We start from the raw sequence: 26,413 nt of genomic DNA on the forward strand, positions 1-26,413 counted from the left end.
GTGAGGGAAGGGTTAGCCGCCGAGCGCGCTGCGGCTCTTCCACAGCAGCGCGAGAAAGAACGGTGCGCCGAGCAGCGCGGTCAGCACGCCGAGCGGGATTTCGGCGGGTGCGGCAACCGTGCGCGCGGCGAGATCGGCGGCGAGCGTCAGCAGCGCGCCGAGCAGCGCGGCGCCGGGCAGCACAACCCGTTGGTCGGGACCGCACGCGAGGCGCACACAATGCGGCGCGACGAGCCCGATGAAGCCGATGATGCCCGCGCACGACACCAGTGCGCCGACCGCGAGCGCGACCGCGACGAGCACGCGCCGCTTCAGCCGCTGCACCGGTACGCCGAGATGCAGCGCCTCGGTTTCGCCGAGCTGCAATGCATTCAGTGCGTCGCGTTCGCGCGCGAGCAACACGCAGCCGATCGCGACGCACGGCGCGACGGCCGCCAGCGCGGACCATTGCGCGCCACCGAGGCTGCCGAGGCTCCAGAAAGTCAGCGAGCGCAATTGCGCGTCGTCCGCGACGAACGTGAGCAGACCGATCGCCGCACCGACCAGCGCGTTGATCGCGATGCCGGCGAGCAGCAGCAGCGGTAGCGCGAGACGGCCGCGCGACGCGGCGAGCCGGTACACGAGCGCCGCGACCGCGAGCGCACCCGCGAACGCGGCGACAGGCAACGCGGCCGCGCTCACGTGCGCGGCAAAAAGCGCGGGGCCGAGCACGATCATCGTCGTTGCGCCGAGCGCGGCACCGCTCGACACGCCGACGAGCCCCGGATCGGCGAGCGGGTTGCGGAACAGCGCCTGCATCGCGGCGCCGGTCGCGCCGAAGCCGCCGCCGACCAGCAACGCGAGCGCGACGCGCGGCGCGCGGATGTCGAACAGCACCGCGCGCGCCTGCTGCGCGGCCGCATTGCCGGTCAGCGCGGCCCAGGCTTCCGCGAGCGGAATGCGATAGGCGCCGACGCACAGCGCGACAACGGACATCGCGCACACGAGGCAGGCGAGCGCGGCCAGCACGAACGGCGCGAAGCGGCGCGACGTGCCGATGCGCGCGGCGCCGGAGCGCGATGCGGGCGACGATGCGGGGAAAGGCGAAGCGTGAACGGGCATCGGGGCAATCCGGAATCAGGCGAGCGCATCCGACAGGCGTCGGTGCAGGGTCGTGACGGCGAGCGGCAGGCGCGGGCCGAAGCCGAGCAGGAACAGCGCGTCAAGTGACACGACGCGCTGCGCGCGGCCGGCCGGCGTCGCGCCGAAGCCTGGCGTCGCGAGCAGCGCGGCGCGGCCGCCGACGGCCGCGAGCCCTTCGTCGGAGATCAGCACGACGTCGGGCGCGGCGGCTGCCAGCGCTTCGGTCGTCAGCGGCTTGTAGTGATCGAAGCCCTGCATCGCGTTGCGCGCGCCCGTGTAGCGGATCATCGCGTCGGCGGCCGTGCGCTGGCCGGCGACGAGCGCCTGGTTGCCGGTATGGTTCAGCACGAACAGCACGCGCGGCGGCTGCCCGCCGCCGGGCGCGCGGGCAGCGACTGCGTCGCGCGCGGCCTGCCAGTCGCGGTCGAAACGCTGCAGCAGCGCGGCGCCCGCGTCGCGCACGTCGAGCGCCTGCGCGACGCCCGTGATTTTCGCGCGCACCGATTCGACGTCGTGGCGCTCGTCGAACGTCGTCACCGCGACGCCGGCGCTTTTCACCTGCGCGATCGCGGTGGGCGGGCCGGCTTCCGCGGACGCGAGCACGAGATCGGGCCGTAGCGACAGCAGCCCCTCGGCCGACAGCGCGCGCTGGTAGCCGACCTTCGGCAGCCGTTTGGCTGCGTCGGGATACGTGCAGGTGGTGTCGGCGCCGACGAGCCGGTAGCGCGGCGTCTCGGCGCCACCGAGCGCGAACGCGGTTTCCGCGAGTGCGCCGCCGATCACGACCACGCGTTTCGGCGCCGCCGGCGCGACCTGGGCGAGCACGCTGCCGGGCAGCACGCCCGCGAGCACGCCGGCCGCCGCGCCCGCCAGCACCGCGCGGCGGCGCGGATCGAACGGTCGCGCGCTCACCGCGCGCCCCCGCGTGCCGCGGCCGGCAGCGTCGCGACGAGCGCGCGCCAGTCGTCGCGCTCGACCTTGCCGGGCTTGCGCTCGCCGAACAGCAGCGCGACGTGGTCGCCCTGCCGGTCGAACAGCTCGAGCGACGTGACGATGCCGTCGCTGGTCGGCTTCTTCACGACCCACGCGGCCGCGATCAGGTCTTCACGCACGTGCAGGTTGAAATCCGGGTCGAGCACGTTGATCCATGCGCCGACCTCGCGCACGTTCGCGACGGGGCCCGTATGGATCTGGATCATCCCCGCGTTGCCGACGAACACCATGATCGGCTGGCCGCTTGTTGCGGCCTGTTCGAGCACGTGACGCAGCGCATGTGCGGTTTCGACCGGATACGCGTATTGCGGATCGGCAAGGCGCAGCGCCTGCATGCGGCTCACACCGAAGCGTTGCGTGATGCCGAAGAACTGGTGCGTGTCGGTCATCGCGTCCCACGCGGCGCGGAAGCCCGCGACGTCGATCTCGGTGTCGGCGCGCTCGGGCGTTTTCGGTGCGGCGGGCGCGACCTCGAGCCCCGGCTCCTGCGACGGCGCACGCCAGCGCTCGACGAACGCGTCGTACGCGGCGTGGTCGCTGTGCGCGCGCAGGTAGACCTTGTGGATCGCATGGCCCTGCGCGTCGAAGAACTGGAGGCTCTTCAGCGGGCCGTGCGTGGTCTCGTCGCGCACCGCGAACGCCGACACCCAGTGACGATAGAAGATGCGCAGGTCGATATCGCCGAGTGCGAGGCCGACGGGGCCGTCGTGGCTCATCTGCGCATACTCGCCGTCCTTTTCGTGAACGGCCGTGTCGTTGCGCGTGAGCGCCATCACGCGGCCGAGGCGCGGCATTTCCTCGAACATCGCCGGAAAGCGTGCGTCGAGCCGCACGACGTGCTCGCCGACGAACGCGGCGAGCGCCTCGCCTTCGCTGACGCCGAGCGCCTGCGCGACGTCGCGGTTGCGCAGCTGGCGCTCGGTCTTGAGCTTGATGAACGCGTCGCGCAGCGCGGCGGCCGCGCGGGCCGGCGTGGCCGGTTGACCGGGAAGGGCGGATTGCATCATGTCGGACTCCTTCAAGTAACGGTTGGGGTGGCAGCGCGGGCGGCGCGCATCAGAAATCCACTTTCATGCTGACGGCGACCGTGCGTCCGGACGACGTATACGCATCGAGCACCTGCGAATCGGCCGCGATGCCGCGCACGTCCGACCAGTTCCAGTACTTCCGGTCGAACAGGTTGCGGATGCCGATCGTCGCGCTTACGTGCTTGTTGAAGCGGTAACCGCCGCGCAGGTCGACGACGAACGACGACGGCGGCGAGAAGCACGCCTTGTTCGAACAGTCGGACTTGTCGATGTCCTTGTCGCGTTTCGCGGCCTGGAACAGCAGGTCGGTCTGCACGTACCAGCGCTCGGTCGGCTCGTAGCGCACGCCGAACACGGCCGAGAACGGGTTGACGGTGTTGAGCGGCTGGCTGGCCGCACCGTTGTTCTGCGTCGAACCCTTCGTGAACGCCATCGCCGTCTTCAGCGTGATGCCGTTCGGCATCACCCATTCGGCGCGGCCTTCGAGGCCGTGGATCCGCGCGTCGGCGAAGTTCACGTACTGGAACACGAACGGGTCGGTTGGCCGGCCGCTGCCGGCGATCGTCGTGCGCGAGATGAAGTTGCGGTAGCGGCCGGTGAACGCGGCTGCGCTGTAGCGCACGACGCCGTAACCGGTGCCTGCCTTGCCGCGCAGGCCGGCTTCGAACGTGTCGCTCGTCTCGGGCTTCAGGTTCGGGTTGCCGATCGACGTGTAGCCGTACACCGGGTTCGAGAAGCTGCTGTTCACCTGGTCGGGCGTCGGCGCGCGGAAGCCGTGCGCGTACTGCACGTACGGAATGACCGCGGGCGTGATCTCGTAGAGCACGGCGACGCGCGGCGACAGTTCGTTCGCGATCGTCGACACGGCCTTGCCGGTGAACAGCGGATCGTTCTCGGTCGGGCTCAGCCGGTACGTGTCGAAGCGCAGGCCCGGCGTGACGAGCAGGCGGCCGTAGCCGATCTGGTCCTGCACGAACGCGCCGAACAGCGTGTAGTCGGTGTCGGGGAATGCCTTGTTCGGGAATGCTTCGCCGACGCCCGGCACCGTGCCGTCGCGCATGTTCGTCACGCGCGACACGCTGCCGTCGACGCCGTACAGCAGCTTGTGTGCGAACGGGCCGGTCGCGAAGCCGCTTTCGGCGAATGCGGAACCGCCGAACGTGCGCTCCTTGTACTGGTTGTCGCGCGAACGCGAAGCCGCCCGGCCGCGCGTCTCGAACGCGTACTGGTCCTGCTTCGCGTCCTGGTAGTAGAACTGCACGTGCGCGGTCTGGAACCAGCGGAACGCGTCGTCGCGGAAGTCGTAGTCGACGCTGAAGCGGTTGCGCTCGAGCCGGTCGTAGGTGGTGAGGCCGAGCGTGGTCGGCGGGCTGATTGCCGACAGCACGTCGGTGCTCACGCGGCGCTGCACCGTTTCGGCGGTGAACTTGATCGTGTCGCGGGTGGTCGGCGTCAGCACGAGCTTGCCGAGCAGCGATTCCGAATAGACGTCCTGCGGGTTCGACGTGGTGCGCAGCGTGCTCGCCGAGTTGTTGCTGCCGCGCGTGTCGACCTCGTGGCCGCGCCGGCCATCGGCGATGATCATCCCCTGCACGCGATCGTTGCCGCCCGCGGCCGACATGGTTGCGCCGACGCTGCGGTCGGCCGAGTCGTAGCTCGGCCGGAACGAGAAGTAGTAGGGCTTGTTGTAGATCGACAGCAGGTCGCGCGGATCCTTCGTGATGAAGTTCACCGCGCCGGTCAGGCCGTCGCTGCCGTAGAGCGCCGAGGCCGGCCCGCGCAGGATCTCGATGCGCTTGAGCGTGTCGAGATCGGCGTAGTCGCCCCGCCCCGCTTCGAGCGGGCCGAATGAAAACGCATTCGGCAGGCGGATGCCGTCTTCCATCAGCAGCACGCGATTGCCTTCGAGGCCGCGGATGTTGATGCTCGAATCGCCGTCGCGGCCGCCGCCGAGCGCGGCGCTGCCGGGCCGGTATGCAGTGCGGCGCACGGTGACGCCCGGCTCGTAGCGCAGTGCGTCCTTGATGTTGGTGGCCTGCTGTTCTTCGAGATCCTCGTCGGTGATCACCGAGACGGACGCAGCCGTGCGGCTCGCGGCCGTGGCCGTGCGGTTGGCCGTGACGGTGACGGGGTCGAGCAGCGCCGCATCGCCGCGCGTGGACGCGGCGACGAGGATGGTGGAAGGCGGGGTGGCGCCTTGCGGCGTCGAATCGGCGTGAGCCGAGGCGGCGGACAGGCCGAACGCGCCGAACAGCGCGGCACAGATCGGCCGCCGCGCCAGCGTATAGCAATGCACAGGTGGTCTCCCATTGATGATGACAAGCCCGAAGGCTGGCTGGGTGACGCGTTCACCTGGCTGGCCCGCCCGCGCACGGAAGGCGGCGAGCGGCGAATTGAAAGGCAACTGATAACTTTGTCAGTGTAAATGAGAATTATTATCAATACAAGAACGGAACGCGGCGCGCGTGGGTGAGCGCTTACCTGCGCGGCCCGGGCGAGCCGCGGCGGGAAATTCGGGAGAAACGCGGGCCCGGCTAGGCGAGGGCTTCGATGCGGATCAGCAGGTTGCGCGCATGCGTGATGAACGCGTCGTGCGTCGCGCGATCGCTGTGACTTTCGAGGCCGGCCTGTTCGGCGAACGCGATCTGTTCGGTGTAGAGGTCGACGAGCGCACGGCGTGCGTCAGGGGGAAGCGCGCGGATCATCGACACGATCAGCAGTTCCTGCGCGCGAAGCGTGCCGGACAGCGTCTGGACGTTCATGCTGGCCTCCATCGGACGATGCGGCGGCGAGCCGCTCTTTCCATACTAGGCGGTCGGCGTACGCAGCGCAGGCGCAGTGTTGGCCATGAGGAGGCGGAACGCGATTCGACGGGGCAATCGAGGGCGCCGTTGCGCGACGCGAAACGCGCCGCGCGCGGCCGGGCACCGTGAATCGAAGCGTGCAGGGATGCGAATGGAATCAGCCGGCCGTCGTCGCGGCCTGCGCATCGCGCACGACCTGTGCGACGCGTTCGACGAACTCGACGTCGACGCTCGACAGCGCTTCGCGCTTGCCGTCGGGCATCTCGACCATCAGGCGATAGGTGATGTCCTGCGTGGCCCACGCGAGATAGCCGACGACGGCGAGCATCACACCGACGACGAGCGCGGCGCTCGATCCGGCGATGCCGCCTGCGACGGCGGCGGCCGCGCCGATCAGCGAGATCAGCGACGGTACGAGGCGGTTCTTCGGAATCTTGACGACATCGACCTGGCGGATGTCACGCAGTGCGAATACCTGGCCGGCGGCCGACAGGCCGTTGCGTGTGATCATCACGCCACGTTCGTTGAATGCGTTTTCCATCGTGTGTTGCGTGGACGAAAACGCGCAGCGTAGCAGGTTTCGTTGCTGCATCAAACGAGACCGACTGCCGCACGACGCGTGCGGCATGGCCGAAAGGCGGAAAGTGGGTGAAGCGGGAAGGGGTTCAGAACTGCAGCCTGCCGTCGCCGTACAGCCGGCCCGGCACGTGCGATGCGACGGCCTCGGCGATCTCTTCGTCGGTCGATTCGGCCGGCACGATCTGGCGCCGCGCGGGCGCGTCGAGATGCATCGTCCATTCGACGAGGCGGTACGGGCGGCCCCACGGGCGCTGCATTTCGACCGATACGCGGCAGCTCTGGACCGGCATCGAGTGTTGGCACGTCAGAATCGCGTGCAGATGGCTGAAAACGGTATCTTCGATCATCATGGCCTCCGATCCTGTCTTGTGGGCTATCGATGGCGGCGCCGTCGGTGTATCAAAAAAAAAGCCGCCGATGCTCAGGCGGCCAACAGGGGGGGTGAGAGCATCCTCTCAGCCCAGAATTAAGCGAAACTTAAAAGCACATAAAAAAGCGCCCCGCGTGGAGCGGGGCGCTTCTTGCCGTCGTGATCCGCGAGTTAAGCGGATGCTTTAGAACTTGTGACGGATACCGATACGTGCGGCGATCTGGTTCTTCGAACCCGTGCCCGACGTATTGAAGTAGCTCGTGCTCGAGCCGATCTGCGCTTGCACGCCCTTGCCCGATGCCTGCTGGTACACGACCAGGCCGTACACGTCCGTACGCTTGCTGAGTGCGTAGTCGGCGATACCGTTGACCTGGTTCCAGTGCCACGAGTTGCCGCTCTGCGTTGCGTTCGTGTACGTGTAGCCGAGGCCGCCCGACAGAGCCGGCGTGAATGCGTACTTCGCGCCTGCTTCATACGCGTTGTAGAACGTGCCGCCCGCGCCCGAAACGGTCGAGAACTGCGTACGCGTCCACAGCAGCCATGCCGTTGCCGGGCCCCAGACGTAGCGGCCACCGACGCCGTACGTGCGCAGGTCGCGGACGTTGCCCGTGCTCAGGTTCGCGATCGACGTCGAGAAGGCCGGCGTCGACTGGCTCGGGAAGCGGATGTCCGTGTAGGCTGCGCCGACCGACAGCGGGCCGTTCGCGTAGTTCAGGCCGAAGCTGTATGCGCGCGACGAGCCTGCCGTCGTCGTCGTGCCCGACGTCGTCGCGGCTGCGCCGGCGAAGTCCGTCGAGTTCGAGAAGCCGTACAACGCGCCGAACGTGAAGCCCGAGTAGTTCGCGCTCTGGAACTTCACGGCGTTGTTGATGCGGCTCGACGTGAGCTGGTCGATGTCGTTCACGTGGTACGCGTAGTTACCCGCGACCGTGTTGCCGCCCGTCGAGTAGTTCGAGCCGAGGATGTCGGTCGAGAACGAGTACTGACGGCCGAACGTGACCGTGCCGTATTGCGATTGGCTCAGGCCGACGTAGGCCTGGCGACCGAAGATCGCGCCGCCCTGGCCGAGCGTGCCGTTGCCGCTGTTGAAGCCGTTTTCGAGCACGAAGATCGCCTTCAGGCCGCCACCGAGGTCTTCGGTGCCGCGCAGGCCCCAACGGCTGCCTTGGGCAACGCCGTCGTCATACTTGAACAGCTTGCCCGTGCCGCCGTTGGCGGTCTTGCTGTGGTTCACGTAGCTGATACCGGCATCGATGACGCCGTACAGGGTCACGCTGCTTTGTGCGTGCGCCGTGCCGGCCGTTGCTGCCAGGACGGCGATGGTCAACAGTTTCTTGTTCAAAGGATTCTCCGAGCGAATAAATGGCGTGTCCAGTTGCGGTTCCGGCGCTCTCTATGGGCGCTTTCACGTACCGGCGGCAACTTTATCGGCGGGTCACGTAATGAATATGACAGCGACTGTCATATGAAGAATGTGTGGCGCCGATGCGACACTGAATTCTGCCCGCTTGTATAGTCGGTGGTTATACCGATTCAGACTGAGATTCGATCGAAATCAGGAATATGCACATGAAATAAGCTTGGTTGGTGGCGTTCCGGCCCCATGCCACGATCCGTGTTCCAACAAACGACACGGGACAAGAGGACACCATGCGACGTTCATTCCTGACCGGCCTCGGCGCACTCGCCGCCGCGCTGGCATTCGCGGCGCCCGGCGCGCACGCCGATTCGCAAACGCTGAAGATCGGCACGATGAGCGGCCCCGACGCGCAGATCTGGACCGAAGTGACGAAGGTCGCCGCGCGCGAAGGCCTCGCGATCAAGGTCATCGAATTCAACGATTACGTGCAGCCGAACGCGGCGCTCGATTCGGGCGACCTCGACGCGAACGGCTTCCAGCACCAGCCGTTCCTCGACAGCCAGATCAAGCAGCGCGGCTACAAGATCGTGAACGTCGGGCTCACCTACACGGCGCCGATGGGTTTCTACTCGAAGAAGCTCAAGTCGCTGAAGGACTTGCCGGTGGGGGCGAAGGTCGGGATCCAGAACGATCCGTCGAACGGCAACCGCGCGCTGTTGCTGCTGCAGAAGTACGGGGTGATCAAGCTGAAGGCGGGCGCCGGCACGAACGGCGTGAACGCGACGCCGCTCGACGTGGCCGAGAACCCGAAGAAGATCAAGATCGTCGAACTCGACGCCGCGCAGCTGCCGCGCGCGCTGCCCGACGTCGATGCCGCGTCGATCAACACCGACTACGCGGTGAAGGCCGGTCTCACGCCGGTGAAGGATGCGATCGCGATCGAGGACCTGCGCGGCCCGTACGCGAACCTGATCGCGGTGCGTGCTCAGGACAAGGACAAGCCGTGGGTGAAGAAGCTCGTCGCGGCCTATGAATCGGACGACGTGCGCAAGTTCATCGACCAGAAGTTCGGCGGCGCGATCGTGCCGGCGTTCTGAACGGTTCCACGTACCGGATGGCCGGATCTCGACGATCCGGAAAGCAAATCGCCCGCGCAAGCGGGCGATTTCGTTGGGGCGAGCGGGTGTGCGTGATACGCGCCGGGGCCCGGCGCGCACACCGGCCGCTCAGGCCGACAGCAGCGAACCCGTGCGGATCGCGGTCGCGCCGGCAATCCGCGCGACCTCCATGCCGGCCGTCGCGAAGCGCACGATCTGGCGCGCGTACAGCACGCCCGACACGCTGCTCTTCAGCGTGACGACGCGATCGGTCAGCGGATCGACGATGTCGGCCACGGCCTCGCCGGCCTCGATCATCACGCCGACCGGCGTGCGGAACACGATCACGCCCGATACCGGCGCGACGAGCGGATCGGTGCCTGCGAGCGGCGTGGCCGGATGCGCGAGCGGCGGCAGCGGCGCCGGCTTGCCGTCGACGACACCGCGCTCGGTCAGGTATTCGACGATTGCCTGCGCGTCCTTTTCGGCGAATTCGTACGACACGTCGCGCTCGCTGCGCAGCTCGATCGTGACGGAAATCGCGCCGTTCGGGATCGGGTAGCGGTCGCCGAAGCGGTTGCGCAGATCCGACCAGCAGAAGCTGTGGATCTCGTCGAACGGGTTGCCGACCGAATTCAGCGCGAGCAGCGACGCCTGCGCGTCGAGATAGCGCGACAGCGGCTCGACGTCCGGCCACAAATCGGGATTCGTGTAGAGGTGCATCACCGCATCGCTGTCGCAGTGCAGGTCGAGCACGATATCGGCGTCGAACGACAGCTTCTGCAGTGCGAGGCGCTGCGAGTCGAGCTCGGTGCGCGGCTTCTGCTCGTCGAGCGCTTCGCGCATCGCGGCGCGCACGGCGACGAGGTTGTGCTGTGCGTCGTTCGTCAGGCGGCTTTCGACGCGCGGCAGCACGAGTGCCGCGAGATCGTAGAAATTGCGGTTGAAGTTCTGCATCGAGCCGAGCTCGAAGCGGCCGAGGTGATCGCCGAACACGTGTTGCGACAGGCCGATCGGGTTCGGCACGGGAACGATGACGACTTCGCCGCGCAGCTTGCCGGCCGTCTCGAGCGCGGCGATCTTGCGGCGCAGCAGCGTGGCGACCAGCATGCCGGGCAGTTCGTCCGCGTGCAGCGACGACTGGATATAGACCTTCTTGCCGCCGCGCGGGCCGTAGTGAAAGCTCGTGATCTGGCGTTCGGTACCGACGGCGGGGGAAATCAGCGGATGGGTCTGCGTTTGCATGATGGGGGAGTGCGGCGCAGCCGCGAATGATCCGGTGTGCGTGGAAGATCGATTGTACGTTGCCTTCATCACCGCCATCAAACCGGCGCCAGAACACGCCGATTTTCGTTGAGAATCATCAGGTTGGTGCGAAAAAAATAACGCTGCCGGCGCCGCGCGGGCAAAAAAAACGGGCTCCTTGCGGAGCCCGTTCGTGCCGAACCGAAGCGTGTGCTTGGCTGGCGGATTACTTGCCGTAGACGTCGAAATCGAAGTACTTCTTCGCGATCTTCTCGTACGTGCCGTCCTTGCGCATGCCGGCGATCGCGCCGTCGATCTTCGTCTTCAGGTCGGCGTCTTCCTTGCGCAGGCCGATGCCGGCGCCGTTGCCGAGCGTCTTCGGATCGTCGATGTCCTTGCCGGCGAAATCGAAGTTCGCGCCGCGCGGGGTCTTCAGGAAGCCGATTTCGGCCTGCACCGCGTCCTGCAGCGCGCCGTCCAGACGGCCGGAGATCAGGTCGGCGTAGACCTGGTCCTGGTTCTGGTAAGGCACGACGTTCACGCCCTTCGAGGCCCAGTACGTCTTCGCATAGGTTTCCTGGATCGTGCCCTGCTCGACGCCGACCGACTTGCCCTTCAGCGATTCAGCCGTCGGCATCAGGCCCGTGCCCTTCTTCGTGACGAGGCGCGTCGGCGTGTTGAACAGCTTCGCCGAGAAGGCGATCTGTTCCTGACGCGCCGGCGTCATCGACATCGACGACAGCACGCCGTCGAACTTGCGGGCCTTCAGCGCCGGGATCATCCCGTCGAAGTCGTTTTCGATCCACACGCATTTCGCGTTCATGCGGCGGCAGATTTCGTTGCCGAGATCGACGTCGAAACCCACAACCTTGCCGTCAGCGCCTTTCGATTCGAAAGGCGGGTAGCTTGCGTCGACGCCGAACCGCACGGTCGACCAGTCCTTCGCGTACGCGCCGCCGGCCGATACGGCGAGCAGGGCAACGGTCACAGCCGCAAGAATCTTTTTCACTCGGTGACTCCTCGTTTTGTTCGATGGGTGCGCGGTTGTGCCGCGCCGTAAGCATTCGGTCCGCCGCGGCTTCGCGTCGGACTGTCCGTTTCGCCCGCCCAATGCGGGCGCGCGACGTGCGCAAGATTATCAAGACAAAATACCGGCAGGGCGCCTAGGACAAGCCCCGATACCGGGCCCGGCGGCGGCGCGTCGGGTGCGCCGCCGTTTCACACACATGAACGATTCAGCCGAGCGTTTCGTTGACCGCACGCTGCAGGCACGTGACGAATTGCGTGACGGCGGGCGTGGGCAGCAGGTCGCGGCGCGCAATGATCGACAGGTCGAAGCGCGGCATGCTTTCGTCGAGTTCGGCCGTGCGGATGCCGAGCGGCGCCACCATCGTGGCGAGCGGGCGCGTGAAGCAGCCGATCACGTCCGAGCGCGCGACGAGCCCGAGCGTCACCGCGAACGACATCGGCGAGCGCAGCAGGCGCTTCGGCAGCGGTAGCCCGTGCGCCTCGAACATGCCGACCATCACGCTGTGCGGGAACTGCTCGGCGCCGACGGTGACGATCCACTCGGCGTCGAGCAATTCCTCTAACCGGCGTGCGTGCGCAAGCGGGTGACCTTCGCGCATCACGACGGTGAATTCGGTCGACAGCAGCGGCGATTGCGTGAAATCGCGGTCGAGCGCGGGCACATGGTGCATCGCAGCGATGTCGAGCGTGCCGTTGCGCAACTGCGCGAGCGCGTCGGGCACCGTCACTTCCTCGAGATGCAGGCTCACGTTCGGCATCGACTGGCGGAATGCCGTGACTGCGCGCGGCAGCGCCGTCAGCGCGATCGACGGCATCGTGCCGACCGCGACGCGCCCCGACATCTCGCCTTTCACCTGCTCGACGGCCTCGACCGTGCGGCGGATATCGCCGAGCAGTTGCTCGGCGCGCGGCAGCAGAGCATGGCCGCACGCGGTCAGCTCGACGCCGCGGACGCTGCGCGCGAGCAGCTCCGCGTTGAGTGCCGTTTCGAGCTCGCGGATCGTATGCGTGATCGCGGGCTGCGTGACGCCGAGTTCGCGCGCGGCGGCGCGCAGGCTCTTGTGATGCGCGGCGGAGACGAACGCCTGGAGCTGCGCGATGTTCAGGGGGTTGCGGATGCGGGTCATCGATCGGGTCCGGTTGGCGCGATACTGCGGCGGGCAGCGTGGTGTGGCGGATTTCGGTAGCGATCCTGACGGTTGCGTGCGCATGGTTTTGCGCCGCGACAGCGAAGTATCGCGAGCCAGGGTGCGGCGGGAAGCGACGAGGTGGTCATCATGCGCCGGATCGCGCACGGAACGTCCGGCGATACCGCTGCGGCGACGTGCCGACGATGCGCGCGAACCGTTCGCGAAACGCGGTGACCGAACCGAAGCCGGCCTCCGTCGCGACATGCTCGATCGACAGCTCCGTGACTTCCAGCAACTGCTGCGCGTGCCTGACGCGCGCGGTCTGCAGCCATTGCCGCGGCGACGTGCCGGTCTGCTCCTGGAAGCGCCGTGTCAGCGTGCGCACGCTCGTCGACGCCTGGCGGGCCATTGCGTCGAGCGTGAGCGGCTTGCGCAGGTTGGCCTGCAGCCAGTCCATCAGGCCTTGCAGGCCGTCGGTGCCGCTCGGCCATTCCGGCGCGATGAACTGCGCCTGCCCGCCTTCGCGGACGCGCGGCGCCACTGCGCAGCGCGCCGCGTCGACGGCGACTGCCGCACCGTAGTCGGCCTGGATCATGTGCAGGCACAGATCGAGGCCGGCCGCCGCGCCGGCCGACGTCAGGATCTGCCCGTTGTCGACGAACAGCACGTTCGGGTCGACCGCCACGCGCGGATAGCGGCGCGCGAGTTCGGCGGCCGCGAGCCAGTGCGTCGTCGCGCGCAGGCCGTCGAGCAGCCCGGCTTCCGCGAGCACGAACGCGCCGCTGCAGATCGATGCGATCCGGCAACCGCGCACGGCCGCCGCGCGCAGCGCCGCGATCACGTGGCGCGACGTGGGCGCGAGCGGTATGGACGTGCCGGGAACGACGATCGTATCGGCATCGGCGAGCGCGTCGAGGCGAAACGGGGGGCGCAGGTCGAACAGGTCGCCGGTGACATGCGCGTGCTCGCTGCACACGCGGACGCGGTACGGCTGCGCCACGTTGGGCGAGCGCACGCGCGCGAAGGTATCGCACGCCATGCCCAGATCGAACGGGACGACATCGGGCAGGGCGAGCACGGCGACCGTATGCATGGCGTTCAGGGGCGTGGCCAGAATCCGTCTAAAGATGTCATTTTAGCCAATGGCCCGGAACGACACCACACGCGACAATCGTTGTGGACCAACCTGGAGACTGCCGATGCAACAAGACGATCGCAATGCGCTGCGGAACCTGCAATACCTGTCGTTGCTGGAGGCGACCACGCTCGTCGTGCTGGTGTGCGTTGCCGTGCCGCTCAAGCACCTGGCCGGTTACCCGGCCGCCGTCTCGATCATGGGCCCGGTGCACGGCATCGCGTTCGCGATGTACGTGTGGGCGGTCGTCGGCACCGCGTCGAGCGGGCTGTGGAGCAAGGCCGAAGTCGCGCGGCTCGTGCTCGCGGCCGTCGTGCCGTTCGTGGGCCTGACGAGTGCCGGATGGATCGCGCGCAGGAGGAACGCGCAATGATCTACCTGTGGCTCAAGGCCGTACATGTCGCCGCCGTCGTCACGTTCGTCGGCGGCCTGCTGATGCTGTCCGTCGGCGTGCGCATCGCCAACCTCGCCGTGCATCGCGCGGTGCGGCGCTGGGACCGAACGGTGACGGCACCCGCGCTCGGGCTTGTGTGGATCGCGGGGATCGCGCTCGCGCTGAACGGTCACTGGTTCGGCGCGGCGTGGCTGTCGGTGAAGCTCGTGGTGGTCGTCGCGCTGTCGGCGCTGCACGGGATTCTGGCCGGCACGCTGCGGCGCATGGAACGCGACGATCTCGTCGTCGTGCCGGCGCCCTGGCTCGGGCAGGCAGCGGGTGCGGTCGTGGCCGCGACGGCGATCGTCGTCGGGCTGGCCGTGGTCAAGCCGTTTTGATGCGCAGGCTGGCCCTCGGCAGAGACAGGCCCTAAGCCAGCGCCATCTCGACCGCCGCCAGCGTGCGGCGCCGAATCCAGCCGCTCGCCATCCGGATCGTGAGCCAGTACGGCATGAACAGCAGCCGCGTGCGGGCGGTCGGGCAATGCACGAAGGTTTCGGTGCGCAGCATGTGTGCACCCGATGCCAGCCCGACGACCTCGAAGCGGAGCACCAGTTTCGCGTCGCGCGGGTCGTCGTGCTGCACGAACGCGGCCGCGTCGGCGATCGTCAGCACGCCGAGGTCCGGACGCCAGAAGCGGCCGACGAGGCCGAGCGACAGCGACCGGTCGTCGCGATGCAGCGGCGTGAACGCATGGAGGCCGAAGCGTTCGCGTTCACCGCGCGGGGTGCCGTGGCGCAACGACGCGGCAAGTGCTACGGGGAATTCGCGGACGTTGAGCAGCGCATCGACGACTGGATCCGTGCGCATGTCGAGCGCGGCGACTGCGTCGATGATGCGTGCCGGAGTGGCATCGATCGGCTTTGATTCATGCACTTCGTGGAAGCCGAACGACGGGATGAACGGCGGCTTGCGCGCCGAGGTCCGGGTGCTCGATTCGGAGACGATGCCGAGCGCGTTCATGGGGGCTCCTGGAGGCAAAGCACGATCGTAGCATCGGGTGCGGATTCGCGCCGCGCCGTTTCCGCGACGTGCGCCGCATCCACAAAAAAAGCCTGGAAACTTGCGTTCCCAGGCCTGGAGACCATCAACGATGATGGTGGAGGAGACGATGTCGTCCCGATGCGCGCCGTCCTTCTGCCGGCGACGTCGCGCACGATTCGCGGTCAGATCGCCCAGCCGCCGAGATAGAACGTGACGAGCACGGCCGCGATGAGCACGGTGCCGACGTTGAGCTTGCGGAATTCGCCGCTGGCGATGCGGCCGATCACGAGCGTCGAGAAGCCGAGCATGATGCCCGTCACGATGTTCGCGGTCAGCACGATGAACACCGCGCACACGAGGCCCGACATCGCGTCGACCATGTCGTCCATGTGCAGCTTGCTCACGCTGCCGAGCATCAGCAGGCCGACGTACATCAGTGCCGGTGCCGTGGCGTACGACGGCACGAGGCCCGCGAGCGGCGAGAAGAACATCACGACGAGGAACAGCAGGCCGACCACGGCGGCCGCGAGGCCCGTCTTCGCGCCGGCGGCCACGCCGACGCTCGACTCGATGTAGGCCGCCGCCGGCGCGCCGCCGAGGAAACCGGAGAAGATCGAGCTGAGCGAATCGGCGGTCAGCGCACGGCCGCCGTTGATGATGCGGCCGTTCTCGTCGAGCTGGCCGGCTTGCCCGGCGACCGCGCGGATCGTGCCGGTCGCGTCGAACACGGCGGTCATCACCAGCGCCAGCACGCTCGGCAGCACGGCCATCGACAGTGCGCCCTTGATGTCCATCGCGCCGATCAGCGACGCATGGCCAGGTGCGCTCAGCGACGGCAGTGCGAAGATGCCGTGGTATTTCACGCTCGGATCGAAGATCAGGCCGAACACCGAGATCGCGATCACGACGAGCAGGATGCCGCCCGGCACGCGACGCTTCTCGAGGCCGAAGATCGCTGCGAGGCCGATGACCGACATGATGACCGGGAACGCGGTGATCTGGCCGAGCGAGACCGGCAGGCCGGCGCCCGGGTTCTTGATCACGAGGCCGACGTCGTTCGATGCGATCAGCAGCAGGAACAGGCCGATGCCGATCCCGGTGCCGTGCGCGACGCCCGCGGGCAGGTTGCGCAGGATCCACGAACGCACGCCGGTGACCGAAATGCCGGTGAACACGAGGCCCATCAGGAACACGGCGCCGAGCGCGACCGTCGGATGCAGGCCCTTGCCGAGCACGAGGCCGAACGCGGTGAACGCGGTCAGCGAGATCGCGCAGCCGATCGCGATCGGCAGCTTCGCCCACAGGCCCATCAGCAGCGAACCGAATGCGGTCGTGAGGCAGACCGCGACGAACACGGCACTCGTGTCGAAGCCGGCCTTGCCGAACATGCCGGGAACGACGAACACGGAATAGACCATCGCGAGGAAGGTCGTGACGCCGGCAATGATCTCGCGGCGCTGTGTGCTGCCGCGCGAAGAAATGCCGAAGTACCGGTCGATGACTCCCTTGGTGCCAAAGTCAGTTTCTTCCGCGCCGACGCCGACCGTCGGCTGCACCGGGGTATCACTCATGAGCTTGCTCCTTTATCAGCATGCTGAAACGGCCCGTAGCGAACCGTCGTCAGGGTGTCTCGAATCTAGTTGGGATTGTCGGCAACGTCGTGGGGACGAATGACGCGTGATCCGTGTCGTTACGTGTGAATCGAAACGATCGCGAGGGTGTCGCGTCGTGCGACGCGTTGTGTTGTCGACCCCGTCACGTGTGCTTTGCCGTAGCGAAGGTTAGGCGAACCGCCCATCACGTCCCATTGGGGGAAGAGCATGCAGCGCATGTCTCAGCGCTTATATCGGCGTGCAACGGGGCTCCGTCGCGATAACACGCGTGTATACGCCTAGTTCGAATCCGTTAAGGCGATTATTTGAATGCGGGGTCGACGGGCAGGGGGAAGCGGGGGATGCATCTGAAATTACAAAGATCTTTCATTGGGGCCGGGCAGGCCGGTGGAAACAGGGGCCGGTGACGGGATTCGGCATCGCGTGCAACCCGCATTCGGACGATAGCGCCAGCGCGCTGGGGCGGTTTTCGTCCTCGCCCCGGACTCAATTGTGCGCGAGATGGTCGAGATATGCGCTGAACATGTCGGCCATCGCGGTCGAATAGGCGTCGATTTCCGCCGGCGTGCGTGCGGTTTCGGAGAACACCTTTCCGCCCGACGTGAGCGTCGTCATGATCAGCTCGCAAGCGAGCGCATGCGTGGTGTCGGACACGTCGGGCAGCGCTTCGCGCATGAACGCGCCGAAGGCCCGGTTGCCCTCGGCCCTCGCTTCCTGTGCCTCGGGGGCGTCGCGATAGAGGGGCGCCGCGTCGTCGAGCGCAATGCGCATGCTCGCCTCGTCGCATTCCGAACGGATGAATGCATGCACGGCGGTGCGCAGCCGCTCGGGCGGCGTCTTCCGCGTGTCTTGCAGTATCCCGCACAGCATCTCGAACGTCTGCCGCCATTCGTCGCGCTGCAGCCGGAACAGCACGGACGCCTTGTTCGGGAAGTACTGGTACAGCGAGCCGACGCTCACGCCCGCGCGTTCGGCGACGCGCGCCATCGTGAAGCGCCGCGCGCCTTCGGTGGCCAAAACCTGAATAGCAGCCTGGAGGACGTCTTCAACGAGACGGGTCGAGCGGGCCTGTTGAGGCTGCTTGCGCGTGGCGATCGGGGCGTTTCGACGGTCGGTCATGGGCGGTCTGCCAATGCGAATAGTAAAACCTGAATAGTTCGTCATATTCTAGTCGGGCGCACTGACGCACTCAACCTGACACCGGAGATCCGCATGACCACCCTGATTCACGACCCGCTGGCGTCGCTGCTCGCACGCCTGTTCGACGAAGCCGACGCCTCGTCGCCCGCGACGAGCCCGGACTTCGCCAGCCTGTCGCGCGACGAGCAAGCGCGGCTGATGCGCAGCAAGACCGACTACACCGATCTGTATGCGCGCCTGAAGGACTATCCGCTCGCGGTGTCGCGCGAGACGGGCACGCTGCTGTACATGCTCGTGCGCAGCAGCGGCGCGCGGTCGATCGTCGAATTCGGCACGTCGTTCGGCATTTCGACGCTGCATCTCGCGGCCGCGCTGCGCGACAACGGCGGCGGCCGGCTGATCACGAGCGAATTCGAGCCGTCGAAGGTCGCGCGTGCGCGGGCGAACCTGGCGGCGGCCGGGCTCGCCGATCTCGTGGAGATCCGCGAGGGCGACGCGTTGCGCTCGCTGGCCGCCGATCTTCCGGAAACGGTCGACCTGCTGCTGCTCGACGGTGCGAAGGCGCTGTATCCCGAGGTGCTTGCACTCGTCGAGCACCGGTTGCGGCCCGGCGCGTTCGTGGTTGCGGACAATGCCGATTTCAACCCCGACTATCTCGCTTACGTGCGCGCGCCGGCGAACGGTTATCTGTCGGTGCCGTTCGGCGGCGATGTCGAGCTGTCGATGCGGATCGGCTGAGCGCAGCGATACACGAACGACGGCGTGCATCCGTGCATAAAGAATAGGATGACTGATCAATTGGTTGCATGAAGGAAAACGCCGCGACGGCGCCCGACGCTTCGGGCGCCGCCGTGCGTTACTTCAGGAACACGTAGCGCGCGAAATACGGAAAGCGGCCGATCGCATGCTCGGTCGAACACGCGGCATCCGGAGGCGTGCCGCCCGCGGTATCGAGCCGCTGCACAAAGCGCACGCCGGCGAGCGTGCCGGCCGTGGCCTTCGCGTCCGTTGCGGCCGGAGTCGCTGCGAGCAGGAGTTGCGGAATGCTGCCCGGGTGTGCACTCGGCGCTTCCGCGAGCTTCTTGCCGGTGATGCGGCTGCCGTCGGGCGCTTCCCATGACGGCCCCGTGCCGTGCCGGACGACGAGCGTGCCGCCGGCGTCGAACAGCATCGCTTCCGGGTGCTGGAACACCCACACGAGCTTGTGTCCGGCATCGTAGTCGCACGTGTAGACCTGTATGCCAGCCGCAGTCGTCGACAGCACGGGCGTGGCCGGCTGCGGCGGCGCGAGGCCGGCGGAGTCGTCGGCGCGGGCGGACGACGCGCAGAAGGCGAGTGCAACGCAGGCCACGGCGGCCGGCAGCATGGGGCGTTTCGGGAAGCGGCTTCGCATGGCGAGGCATCCTTTCAGGTCGGGTGACGGGCATACGTCGACGAACCCGTAAACGCTAGACGCCAATTGCACCGATTGCAATGCGCAAATGGCAATCGTGACGATAGCCGTTGCGATTGCGCGCGGCCCGGGATGCGCGGTCGTTGGTTGACGCGGCCGCGCATGCCCGCTTCAACCTCAAACCGAGCCAACCGGCGTCGGTGCATGCGCGGCAATCAGGTGCTCGGCCTTCAGCGTATCCCACAGTTCGGCCGGGATCGACACCGCCGCGAGACGCAGGTTGTCGTCGATGCGGTCGGGCCGGCTTGCGCCGGGGATCGCGGCCGCGACAGCCGGGTGTGCGAGCGAGAATTGCAGCGCCACCGCGCGGACATCGACGCCGAATCGTTCGCAGATCTGGCGGATGCGCGCGACGCGGTCGAGCATGGCCGGTGTGGCCGGCTGATACTCGTAATGGGTTCCACCCGCCAGCACACCCGAGTTGTACGGGCCGCCGACGATGATCCCGAGCCCGCGCGCGGCGCTTTCCGGCATCAGCCGTTCGAGTGCGCCTGCATGATCGAGCAGTGTGTAGCGGCCGGCCAGCAGGAAGCCGTCGGGGTCCGCGCGTTCGAGCGCGAGTTCGCACGGCTCGACGCGGTTCACGCCGAGCCCCCACCCCTGGATCACCTTCTCGTCGCGCAGCCGCGTAAGCGCCCGGGCCGCGCCCGACATCGCGATGTCGAACACGTCGCGCCATGCGTCGCCGTGGAAATCGACGGCCGGATCGTGAATCCACACGGTGTCGAGCCGGTCGGTGCGCAGCCGCTTGAGGCTCGCGTCGATCGAGCGCAGCGTGCCGTCTTCGGTGTAGTCGTAGACGATCCTGTTCGGCAGTCCGTGGCGGAACAGGCCGCCCTTTTCGCCGAGATCGCGCTGCGATGCGTCTTCGTGTTCGTCGAGGACGAGCCGGCCGACCTTGGTGCCGAGCGAATACGCGTCGCGCGGGCGCCCCGCGAGCGCTTCGCCGAGACGCATCTCGGCGAGGCCGGCGCCGTACAGCGGCGCGGCGTCGAAGTAGCGAATGCCGGCATCCCAGGCCGCATCGACCGTGGCCAGCGCTTCTTCGTGCGGGATGTCCCGGTACATGTTGCCCAGCGGTGCGGTGCCGAAGCCCAGGCGGGAAGGGAGTGTGATTCTCATCTGCAGTCTCGCTGTGAGCCGGCTCAGGCCGCGGCCTGGGCCAGCGTCGGATAGTCGGTCAGGCCGCGCTCGCCGCCGCCGAACAGCGTGTTGCGGTCGTGCGGCGCGAGTGCCGCGCCGGTGCGCAGGCGCTCGGGTAGGTCGGGGTTCGCGACGAACGGGCGGCCGAACGCGACGAGGTCTGCCCAGCCAGCGGCGATCGCGTCACGCGCGCGCTCGGCGGTGTACGCGCCGGCGTAGATCAGCACGCCGGGGAACGCGGCGCGCAGTTGCTGCTTGAATTCGACCGGCATCAGCGGCGCGTCGTCCCAGTCGGCTTCCGCGATGTGCAGGTAGCCGACGCCAAGTTCGCCGAGCAGCGTCGCGGCGGCAAGGTAGGTCGTTTCCGGATCGGCGTCGACGCAGCCGTTCAGCGTCGTCAGCGGCGCGAGGCGGATGCCGACGCGCGATGCGTCGCCGGTGCCTTCGATCAGCGCCTGCGTGACTTCGCGCAGGAAGCGCAGCCGGTTTTCCAGCGAGCCGCCGTACGCGTCGGTGCGCGTGTTCGCATTCGAGTCGATGAACTGATTCACGAGATAGCCGTTCGCGCCGTGCAGCTCGACGCCGTCGAAGCCGGCCTCGATCGCGTGGCGCGCGGCGGCGCGGTATTGGTCGACGATCTCGCGGATCTCGTCGATCGTCAGCGCGCGCGGCTCGGACGCCTGCACGAAGCCCGGCGTGCTGCCGTCTTCACCGGCGACGAACACGTTCACGCCTTTCGCCTGGAGCGGCGACGACGACACGGGTTGTTGTCCGCCGAGCAGGCTCGTGTGGCTCAGCCGGCCGACGTGCCACAGCTGCGCGAAGATCCGGCCGTGCGCGGCATGCACGGCGTCCGTCACCTTGCGCCAGCCGGCCACCTGCGACGGCGTGTGAATGCCGGGCGTCCATGCGTAGCCCTTGCCGAGCGGCGCGATATACGTGCCTTCGCTGACGATCAGGCCGGCGCTCGCGCGCTGCGCGTAATACGCGGCCATCAGTTCGTTGGCTTCGTCGCCGGGCTGGCTGGCGCGCGAGCGTGTCATCGGCGGCATCACGATGCGGTTCGGCAGCGTCAGCGCGCCGAGTCGCAGCGGTTGAAAAAGCGGGTCCTGGGTCATGGGGATGTCCTGTCGGTGCCGCGGCCTGCGGGCCACGGCGAATCAATCGATGAGTAGCGGGCGGCGCGTTCAGTCCCACTTCGGCGCGAGGCCGGCCGGGTCGACTTCGCGGCCGTTGCGTTCGAGCGCGGCGATCTGCGCCATGTCTTCGTCGGTCAGGCGCAGCGTCCGCGCGAGCAGGTTGCTCGCGAGGTTCTCGCGCTTCGTCGACGACGGGATCACCGAGTAGCCGAGCTGCAACGCCCATGCGAGCGCGACCTGCGCGGGCGTCGCGTCGTGACGCTGCGCGATCGCGCCGATCACCGGATCGCCGAGCACCTTGCCGTATGCGAGCGTCATGTACGACGTCACGTGAATGCCTTCGGCGTTCAGGAACTCGACAAGCTTGCGGTTCTGCAGGTACGGGCTCAGCTCGATCTGGTTCGTCGCGATCGCATCCTTGCCGACGGCCGCGATCGCCTGCTTCGTCAGTTCGATGTTGAAGTTCGAGATGCCGATCCGGCGCGTGAGGCCCTGCGCCTTCGCATCGGCGAGCGCGGCCATGAACGTGTCGAGCGCGACGCCGTTGTCGGGGGCCGGCCAGTGGATCAGCGTCAGGTCGACGTGGTCGGTGCGCAGCTTGCGCAGGCTTTCTTCGAGGCTCGGCACCAGCTTTTCCGGTGCGTAGTTGTCGACCCAGATCTTGGTCGTGAGGAACAGGTCGTTGCGGCGCACGCCCGACGCGGCGATCGCTTCGCCGACTTCGGTTTCGTTGCCGTAGATCTGCGCGGTGTCGATCGCGCGGTAGCCGACTTCGAGGCCGTTGCGGACCGAGTCGATCACGACCTGGCCTTGCAGGCGGAACGTACCGAGGCCGAATGCGGGAATGGTGCTCATCAGGTGCTCCTGGGAGAGTGGAACGGGTTCGATATGGAAGTCATTCTGGCGCTTCGGATTGGTGAAATAAACGCCGTTTGAAGTCAAAAATATTTGATCTGAAGTCAAATATCCGGAGTGACTTTTGCCGTCGCTACGCGGCGCGCGTCAGCGCGTTTTCATTCGTGTGGAACACCGGCAGCACGTCTGCCGCGATCTCGGCCATCGTCTCGTCGAGCGAGCGGCGGTTGCGGCGCAGATGCAGGCCGATGTGCTGCACGCCGGCGTCGCGCATGGCCGCGAGTTCCTCGGTGAGCGCGAGACGCCCGGCGCGTGCGCCGAAGCGGTGCCGCTGCAGCGGCGCGTGCGGATCTTCCGCGAGGTCGAGATGGATGAAGCTCACGTACGGCTTGTCGCCGGCCACCGCGCGCCAGTTCGCGGCGCGCTGCCGGTGGTCGTCCGGCGTGCCGGGATACGCGAGGCAGCCGTCCATGTGTTCGCCGATCCATGCGGGCGTTTGTTGCGCGAGGCCCGCGACGAGCAGCGGCAGCGGCGAACGGGCGGCGGGCAGCACGTCGAGGCCGGGCGGCAGGTGCCCGCGCGCGCCGTCGCGCAGCAGCGCGATCTGGTCGCGGAAATTCGCGCCGCGTGACGCGAAGTCGCGGCCGAACAGCGGATATTCGACGGGCCGGTCGCCGCTGGCGACGCCGAGCAGCAGGCGGCCGCCGCTCAGTTCCTGGATCGTCGCGGCCGATTTCAGCGTCAGCAGCGGCTCGCGCAACGGCAGCACGACGGCCGCCGTGCCGAGCAGGATGTCGTTCGTGATGCCGGCGAGGTAGCCGAGATACGAGAAGGTTTCGAACACCTGCGCGGCGTCGCCGAACGACGGGTCGTACACCGGCACGTCGCGCACCCAGAGCGCGCGGAAGCCGAGCGTGTCGGCCCGTTGCGCGAGCGTCGCGTGGAGCGCGAGGTCGGGCACGCCGGGGCGTCGACCGTCGTGCTGGCGCTTCGCGTCGCCGGCCGGCGACCAGTCGTTGTCGAGCGGCAGTTCGAGGCCGATGCTGAAGCCGCCACCGGTGAGTCTGTCGAGTGCAGTGAGAGAAGTGGACATGGTCGGGTTCCGTTCAGATCGCGCGCAGGCTGCCTTCGAGCCGGTAGAAGTCGAGCGACGACGCGGTGAAGAAAGATCGCGACGTGCCGGCGGCGAAATCGTCGATATGCACGACGGTCGCGCGGTCGGCTTCCTGCCACGAGATCGCGTAGGTTTCGCCGGCGACGTGCTGCCACGTGTACGCGACTTCGCCCTTTGCGCCCGCGTAGGGGCCTTCGGTAATCTCGTAGCGCATGTGGCGGCCGTCTTCGTCATACGCGTTGAGCGCGGTGAGGCCGTCGTAGCGCACTTCGAACGTCTTGCCGGCGAACGGCGGGCGTGGGGTCGATGCATTCATGTGTGCAAACTCCTGCAATAAGTGGCGTTCAGTGCGCGAGCTGGACCGGTTCGGCCGTGCGTTCCGGCAGGCCCGCACCGCGGTCGAGCCGGCCGCTCAGTGCGGTGAGCGCGAATGCGCCGAGCGTGACGGCTGCCGCGATCCACGGTGTATGGCCGAGGCCGATGTGCGCGACGATCACGCCACCGAGTGCCGAGCCGCCTGCAACGCCGAGGTTGAACGCGGCGATGTTGAAGCCGGATGCGACGTCGGTGGCGTCGGGCGCGAAGTGGCGCGCCTGCTTGACGACGTACACCTGGAGGCCCGGCACGTTGCCGAACGCCACCGCACCCCACGCGAGCATCGTCAGCACGGCGAGCCATTTGACGTGGATCGTGAAGGTGAGCGCGAGCAGCACGATCGCGAGCAGCAGGAAGATCCGCTTGAGCGCCTTCACGGGGCCGACGGCGTCCGCGAGCTTGCCGCCCCACACGTTGCCGAACGCGACCGACACGCCGTAGCCGACGAGCACGAGGCTGACCTGCGACGGCGTGAAGCCGGCGATCTGCTCGAGCAGCGGGGCCATGTACGTGAAGGCGATCAGCGAGCCGCCGTAGCCGACGGCCGTCATCGCATAGACCAGCAGCAGGCGAGGTTGCGCGAGCACGCGGAACTGGCGGGCGAGCGGGGCGGGCGCCGTTTGCGGCAGCCCGCGCGGCACGAAGGCCATCGCGCCGACGAATGCAACGAGGCCGAACAGCGCGACGACCAGGAACGTCGCGCGCCAGCCGAAGTGCTGGCCGATGAAGGTGCCGAGCGGAATGCCGGCGACGAACGCGACGGTCATCCCGCTGAACATCGTCGCGATCGCGCTGGCGGCCTTCTCCTTCGGCACGAGCGTGGTGGCGATGATCGAGCCGACCGAGAAGAACACGCCGTGCGCGAGGCCGGTGAGGATGCGCGCGACGATCAGCGATTCGTAGCCGGGCGATTGCCACGCGACGAGGTTGCCGACGGTGAACAGCGCCATCAGCGCGGCGAGCAGCGTCTTGCGCGGCACGCGGCCGGTGAGGAGCGGTGCGCCGATCGCGACGCTCAGCGCGTAGAGGCTGACGAGCAGGCCGGCGGACGGCAGGCTGACGCCGAGGTCGGCGCCGATCGTCGGGATCAGCCCGACGATCACGAATTCGGTGGTGCCGATGGCAAATGCGCTGATGGTCAGCGCAAGCAGGGCGAGTGGCATGATGGGTGCTCCAGGGTCCGGTGAGGATGGAGCGCAGTGTGCCGCCTTTACTTTTGCCGAAAAACGGGTCTATAAACCAAATTGTTTTGATTTGAGATCAAGAATGCAGCAATGAAGATTACGCTCGACGAACTCCAGGCCTTTGCTGCCGTGGTCGACTCCGGTTCGATCACCGCGGCCGCGCAGCAGCTCGACCTCACGGTGTCGGCGACGAGCCGCACGCTCGGGCGGCTCGAGGAGAAGCTGAAGACCACGCTGCTGCGCCGGACCACGCGCCGGCTCGAACTGACCGAGGAAGGGCGCGCGTTCCTGCAGGACGCGCGCGCGATCATTGAATCGGTCGAGACGGCGGAAGAGCAGATGCTCGCACGGCGCGAGATGCCGTCGGGGCGGCTGCGCGTGGACGCGGCGACGCCGTTCATGCTGCACGTGATCGTGCCGCTCGTGCGCGGCTACCGCGAACGCTTCCCGAAAGTCGAGCTGGAGCTGAACAGCAACGAGGGCATCATCGACCTCCTGGAGCGGCGCACCGACGTCGCGTTCCGGATCGGCCGGCTGAAGGATTCGACGCTGCACAGCCGGCGCATCGGCAACAGCCGGATACGTATCCTCGCGAGCCCCGCGTATATCGCCGCGCACGGCCAGCTACGCAAGGTGGAGGATCTGGACAAGCACACGCTGCTCGGCTTCACGCAGCCCGAATCGCTGAACGTGTGGCCGATCCTCGGCGCCGACGGCGAGCCGTGCCGTATCGAGCCGGGCATCCGGTCGTCGAGCGGCGAGACGCTGCGGCAGCTCGCGCTCGACGGTGCGGGCGTCGTGTGCCTGTCGGATTTCATGATCGCGGAGGATCGCGAGGCGGGCCGGCTCGTGCAGGTGCTCGCGCGCCAGACACTCGAGGTCGAGCAGCCGATCCACGCGGTGTACTACCGCAACACCGCGATCTCGTCGCGGATCGCGTCGTTCGTCGATTACCTGATCGAGGCGTTGGGCGGCAGCGGCAATGATGCGCCGGGGCGGCGCAAGGCTGCGTCGTGGATGGAGCCGCGGTAGCGGAGGCGGGGGCGGCTCATGCCCCGCGAGATTTGACGTGCGATCCGGCGTACCCC

Annotated in this window: 27 protein-coding genes; 5 read left to right on the forward strand and 22 right to left on the reverse strand. The window is 67.5% G+C overall.

The features are described from left to right. Window positions 1–12: 12 nt before the first annotated feature. The 8 genes from BCO18175_RS23660 to BCO18175_RS23695 all read right to left on the reverse strand — a co-directional run bounded on the left by BCO18175_RS23660 (window position 13) and on the right by BCO18175_RS23695 (window position 8,238). Entirely contained in the window at window positions 13–1,101 is a 1,089-nt protein-coding gene (locus BCO18175_RS23660; RefSeq protein WP_174984544.1) for a FecCD family ABC transporter permease, read from the reverse strand. A gap of 15 nt (window positions 1,102–1,116) precedes the next feature. Next, complete coding sequence (locus BCO18175_RS23665) at window positions 1,117–2,034, reverse strand: heme/hemin ABC transporter substrate-binding protein (RefSeq protein WP_174984547.1); 918 nt, start codon at window positions 2,032–2,034, stop codon at window positions 1,117–1,119. Beyond that, window positions 2,031–3,122, reverse strand: a complete 1,092-nt coding sequence (locus BCO18175_RS23670) for a hemin-degrading factor (protein WP_174984552.1) — start codon at window positions 3,120–3,122, stop codon at window positions 2,031–2,033. The genes BCO18175_RS23665 and BCO18175_RS23670 overlap by 4 nt, the downstream gene beginning before the upstream one ends. Window positions 3,123–3,171: 49 nt before the next feature. Then, window positions 3,172–5,439, reverse strand: a complete 2,268-nt coding sequence (locus BCO18175_RS23675; protein ID WP_174984555.1) for a TonB-dependent hemoglobin/transferrin/lactoferrin family receptor — start codon at window positions 5,437–5,439, stop codon at window positions 3,172–3,174. Between the two features lie 238 nt (window positions 5,440–5,677). Next, window positions 5,678–5,905, reverse strand: coding sequence for a hypothetical protein (locus BCO18175_RS23680; protein WP_174971261.1), 228 nt, complete (start codon window positions 5,903–5,905; stop codon window positions 5,678–5,680). A 199-nt stretch (window positions 5,906–6,104) separates the two neighbouring features. Then, window positions 6,105–6,488, reverse strand: a complete 384-nt coding sequence (locus BCO18175_RS23685; protein WP_174971258.1) for a DUF6232 family protein — start codon at window positions 6,486–6,488, stop codon at window positions 6,105–6,107. A 124-nt stretch (window positions 6,489–6,612) separates the two neighbouring features. After that, window positions 6,613–6,873 carry a DUF2866 domain-containing protein gene (locus BCO18175_RS23690; RefSeq protein WP_174916372.1) on the reverse strand — a complete coding sequence of 87 codons (261 nt, stop codon included), beginning with the start codon at window positions 6,871–6,873 and terminating at the stop codon, window positions 6,613–6,615. Between the two features lie 207 nt (window positions 6,874–7,080). Then, window positions 7,081–8,238 carry a porin gene (locus tag BCO18175_RS23695; protein WP_174984558.1) on the reverse strand — a complete coding sequence of 386 codons (1,158 nt, stop codon included), beginning with the start codon at window positions 8,236–8,238 and terminating at the stop codon, window positions 7,081–7,083. A gap of 308 nt (window positions 8,239–8,546) precedes the next feature. Between BCO18175_RS23695 and BCO18175_RS23700 the strand changes: the two genes are divergently transcribed. After that, window positions 8,547–9,353 (forward strand): MetQ/NlpA family ABC transporter substrate-binding protein, encoded by an 807-nt coding sequence (locus tag BCO18175_RS23700; RefSeq protein WP_174984561.1) that lies wholly within the window; start codon window positions 8,547–8,549, stop codon window positions 9,351–9,353. Between the two features lie 129 nt (window positions 9,354–9,482). On the opposite strand, the gene BCO18175_RS23705 is transcribed toward BCO18175_RS23700, so the two are convergent. From BCO18175_RS23705 to BCO18175_RS23720, 4 genes are all read right to left on the reverse strand, one after another. Then, on the reverse strand, window positions 9,483–10,598 hold the full coding sequence (locus tag BCO18175_RS23705; RefSeq protein ID WP_174984564.1) for a succinylglutamate desuccinylase/aspartoacylase family protein: 1,116 nt from the start codon (window positions 10,596–10,598) through the stop codon (window positions 9,483–9,485). A 226-nt stretch (window positions 10,599–10,824) separates the two neighbouring features. Then, on the reverse strand, window positions 10,825–11,607 hold the full coding sequence (locus BCO18175_RS23710; RefSeq protein WP_174984568.1) for an ABC transporter substrate-binding protein: 783 nt from the start codon (window positions 11,605–11,607) through the stop codon (window positions 10,825–10,827). A 226-nt stretch (window positions 11,608–11,833) separates the two neighbouring features. Next, the gene (locus BCO18175_RS23715) at window positions 11,834–12,754 is read right to left on the reverse strand and encodes a LysR substrate-binding domain-containing protein (protein ID WP_174984571.1); all 921 of its coding nucleotides are present in this window, start codon (window positions 12,752–12,754) and stop codon (window positions 11,834–11,836) included. Window positions 12,755–12,902: 148 nt separating this feature from the next. Continuing rightward, window positions 12,903–13,850 (reverse strand): GlxA family transcriptional regulator, encoded by a 948-nt coding sequence (locus BCO18175_RS23720; RefSeq protein ID WP_174984574.1) that lies wholly within the window; start codon window positions 13,848–13,850, stop codon window positions 12,903–12,905. 106 nt (window positions 13,851–13,956) lie between these two features. Here BCO18175_RS23720 and BCO18175_RS23725 point away from each other — a divergent pair, with 106 nt between their 5' ends. Both BCO18175_RS23725 and BCO18175_RS23730 read left to right on the forward strand, forming a co-directional pair. Then, a complete protein-coding gene (locus BCO18175_RS23725; RefSeq protein ID WP_174984576.1) occupies window positions 13,957–14,265 on the forward strand; it encodes a DUF3817 domain-containing protein in 309 nt (102 codons plus the stop codon). Continuing rightward, window positions 14,262–14,663 (forward strand): CopD family protein, encoded by a 402-nt coding sequence (locus BCO18175_RS23730; RefSeq protein ID WP_174984579.1) that lies wholly within the window; start codon window positions 14,262–14,264, stop codon window positions 14,661–14,663. Before BCO18175_RS23725 ends, BCO18175_RS23730 begins: the two co-directional genes overlap by 4 nt. Window positions 14,664–14,694: 31 nt before the next feature. Here BCO18175_RS23730 and BCO18175_RS23735 read toward each other — a convergent pair whose 3' ends face one another. The 3 genes from BCO18175_RS23735 to BCO18175_RS23745 form a co-directional block, all read right to left on the reverse strand. After that, window positions 14,695–15,288, reverse strand: coding sequence for a hypothetical protein (locus BCO18175_RS23735; protein ID WP_174984581.1), 594 nt, complete (start codon window positions 15,286–15,288; stop codon window positions 14,695–14,697). Between the two features lie 203 nt (window positions 15,289–15,491). Then, complete coding sequence (locus BCO18175_RS23740; protein ID WP_174916357.1) at window positions 15,492–16,880, reverse strand: NCS2 family permease; 1,389 nt, start codon at window positions 16,878–16,880, stop codon at window positions 15,492–15,494. Between the two features lie 528 nt (window positions 16,881–17,408). Beyond that, window positions 17,409–18,086, reverse strand: a complete 678-nt coding sequence (locus BCO18175_RS23745) for a TetR family transcriptional regulator (protein ID WP_174971237.1) — start codon at window positions 18,084–18,086, stop codon at window positions 17,409–17,411. 48 nt (window positions 18,087–18,134) lie between these two features. Here BCO18175_RS23745 and BCO18175_RS23750 point away from each other — a divergent pair, with 48 nt between their 5' ends. Further along, entirely contained in the window at window positions 18,135–18,800 is a 666-nt protein-coding gene (locus BCO18175_RS23750; RefSeq protein ID WP_174984584.1) for an O-methyltransferase, read from the forward strand. A gap of 118 nt (window positions 18,801–18,918) precedes the next feature. On the opposite strand, the gene BCO18175_RS23755 is transcribed toward BCO18175_RS23750, so the two are convergent. From BCO18175_RS23755 to BCO18175_RS23785, 7 genes are all read right to left on the reverse strand, one after another. Then, the gene (locus tag BCO18175_RS23755) at window positions 18,919–19,455 is read right to left on the reverse strand and encodes a DUF3455 domain-containing protein (protein ID WP_174984587.1); all 537 of its coding nucleotides are present in this window, start codon (window positions 19,453–19,455) and stop codon (window positions 18,919–18,921) included. A 177-nt stretch (window positions 19,456–19,632) separates the two neighbouring features. Beyond that, entirely contained in the window at window positions 19,633–20,637 is a 1,005-nt protein-coding gene (locus BCO18175_RS23760; protein ID WP_174984591.1) for an aldo/keto reductase, read from the reverse strand. A gap of 23 nt (window positions 20,638–20,660) precedes the next feature. Then, window positions 20,661–21,776 carry an alkene reductase gene (locus BCO18175_RS23765; RefSeq protein ID WP_174984594.1) on the reverse strand — a complete coding sequence of 372 codons (1,116 nt, stop codon included), beginning with the start codon at window positions 21,774–21,776 and terminating at the stop codon, window positions 20,661–20,663. A 69-nt stretch (window positions 21,777–21,845) separates the two neighbouring features. Then, on the reverse strand, window positions 21,846–22,652 hold the full coding sequence (gene dkgB / locus BCO18175_RS23770) for a 2,5-didehydrogluconate reductase DkgB (protein ID WP_174984597.1): 807 nt from the start codon (window positions 22,650–22,652) through the stop codon (window positions 21,846–21,848). A gap of 133 nt (window positions 22,653–22,785) precedes the next feature. Then, a complete protein-coding gene (locus BCO18175_RS23775; protein ID WP_174984600.1) occupies window positions 22,786–23,745 on the reverse strand; it encodes a TIGR03571 family LLM class oxidoreductase in 960 nt (319 codons plus the stop codon). A gap of 13 nt (window positions 23,746–23,758) precedes the next feature. Then, window positions 23,759–24,082, reverse strand: a complete 324-nt coding sequence (locus tag BCO18175_RS23780) for a MoaF-related domain-containing protein (protein WP_174984603.1) — start codon at window positions 24,080–24,082, stop codon at window positions 23,759–23,761. 28 nt (window positions 24,083–24,110) lie between these two features. Further along, window positions 24,111–25,304, reverse strand: coding sequence for an MFS transporter (locus BCO18175_RS23785; RefSeq protein ID WP_174984606.1), 1,194 nt, complete (start codon window positions 25,302–25,304; stop codon window positions 24,111–24,113). Window positions 25,305–25,415: 111 nt separating this feature from the next. Here BCO18175_RS23785 and BCO18175_RS23790 point away from each other — a divergent pair, with 111 nt between their 5' ends. Then, complete coding sequence (locus BCO18175_RS23790; RefSeq protein WP_174984609.1) at window positions 25,416–26,357, forward strand: LysR family transcriptional regulator; 942 nt, start codon at window positions 25,416–25,418, stop codon at window positions 26,355–26,357. The last annotated feature ends 56 nt before the right edge of the window (window positions 26,358–26,413 follow it).

The sequence above is a fragment of the Burkholderia lata genome (assembly GCF_902499335.1).
Taxonomy (GTDB): Bacteria; Pseudomonadota; Gammaproteobacteria; order Burkholderiales; family Burkholderiaceae; genus Burkholderia; species Burkholderia lata_B.

What these genes read in the sequence shown, in the direction of transcription:
- BCO18175_RS23660 (WP_174984544.1), bottom strand. Translation starts at nt 1,101, where the DNA reads ATGCCCGTTCACGCTTCGCCTTTCCCCGCATCGTCGCCCGCATCGCGC.
- BCO18175_RS23670 (WP_174984552.1), bottom strand. Translation starts at nt 3,122, where the DNA reads ATGATGCAATCCGCCCTTCCCGGTCAACCGGCCACGCCGGCCCGCGCG.
- BCO18175_RS23680 (WP_174971261.1), bottom strand. Translation starts at nt 5,905, where the DNA reads ATGAACGTCCAGACGCTGTCCGGCACGCTTCGCGCGCAGGAACTGCTG.
- BCO18175_RS23685 (WP_174971258.1), bottom strand. Translation starts at nt 6,488, where the DNA reads ATGGAAAACGCATTCAACGAACGTGGCGTGATGATCACACGCAACGGC.
- BCO18175_RS23690 (WP_174916372.1), bottom strand. Translation starts at nt 6,873, where the DNA reads ATGATCGAAGATACCGTTTTCAGCCATCTGCACGCGATTCTGACGTGC.
- BCO18175_RS23700 (WP_174984561.1), top strand. Translation starts at nt 8,547, where the DNA reads ATGCGACGTTCATTCCTGACCGGCCTCGGCGCACTCGCCGCCGCGCTG.
- BCO18175_RS23705 (WP_174984564.1), bottom strand. Translation starts at nt 10,598, where the DNA reads ATGCAAACGCAGACCCATCCGCTGATTTCCCCCGCCGTCGGTACCGAA.
- BCO18175_RS23715 (WP_174984571.1), bottom strand. Translation starts at nt 12,754, where the DNA reads ATGACCCGCATCCGCAACCCCCTGAACATCGCGCAGCTCCAGGCGTTC.
- BCO18175_RS23720 (WP_174984574.1), bottom strand. Translation starts at nt 13,850, where the DNA reads ATGCATACGGTCGCCGTGCTCGCCCTGCCCGATGTCGTCCCGTTCGAT.
- BCO18175_RS23725 (WP_174984576.1), top strand. Translation starts at nt 13,957, where the DNA reads ATGCAACAAGACGATCGCAATGCGCTGCGGAACCTGCAATACCTGTCG.
- BCO18175_RS23730 (WP_174984579.1), top strand. Translation starts at nt 14,262, where the DNA reads ATGATCTACCTGTGGCTCAAGGCCGTACATGTCGCCGCCGTCGTCACG.
- BCO18175_RS23735 (WP_174984581.1), bottom strand. Translation starts at nt 15,288, where the DNA reads ATGAACGCGCTCGGCATCGTCTCCGAATCGAGCACCCGGACCTCGGCG.
- BCO18175_RS23740 (WP_174916357.1), bottom strand. Translation starts at nt 16,880, where the DNA reads ATGAGTGATACCCCGGTGCAGCCGACGGTCGGCGTCGGCGCGGAAGAA.
- BCO18175_RS23745 (WP_174971237.1), bottom strand. Translation starts at nt 18,086, where the DNA reads ATGACGAACTATTCAGGTTTTACTATTCGCATTGGCAGACCGCCCATG.
- BCO18175_RS23750 (WP_174984584.1), top strand. Translation starts at nt 18,135, where the DNA reads ATGACCACCCTGATTCACGACCCGCTGGCGTCGCTGCTCGCACGCCTG.
- BCO18175_RS23755 (WP_174984587.1), bottom strand. Translation starts at nt 19,455, where the DNA reads ATGCGAAGCCGCTTCCCGAAACGCCCCATGCTGCCGGCCGCCGTGGCC.
- BCO18175_RS23760 (WP_174984591.1), bottom strand. Translation starts at nt 20,637, where the DNA reads ATGAGAATCACACTCCCTTCCCGCCTGGGCTTCGGCACCGCACCGCTG.
- BCO18175_RS23765 (WP_174984594.1), bottom strand. Translation starts at nt 21,776, where the DNA reads ATGACCCAGGACCCGCTTTTTCAACCGCTGCGACTCGGCGCGCTGACG.
- dkgB (WP_174984597.1), bottom strand. Translation starts at nt 22,652, where the DNA reads ATGAGCACCATTCCCGCATTCGGCCTCGGTACGTTCCGCCTGCAAGGC.
- BCO18175_RS23775 (WP_174984600.1), bottom strand. Translation starts at nt 23,745, where the DNA reads ATGTCCACTTCTCTCACTGCACTCGACAGACTCACCGGTGGCGGCTTC.
- BCO18175_RS23780 (WP_174984603.1), bottom strand. Translation starts at nt 24,082, where the DNA reads ATGAATGCATCGACCCCACGCCCGCCGTTCGCCGGCAAGACGTTCGAA.
- BCO18175_RS23785 (WP_174984606.1), bottom strand. Translation starts at nt 25,304, where the DNA reads ATGCCACTCGCCCTGCTTGCGCTGACCATCAGCGCATTTGCCATCGGC.
- BCO18175_RS23790 (WP_174984609.1), top strand. Translation starts at nt 25,416, where the DNA reads ATGAAGATTACGCTCGACGAACTCCAGGCCTTTGCTGCCGTGGTCGAC.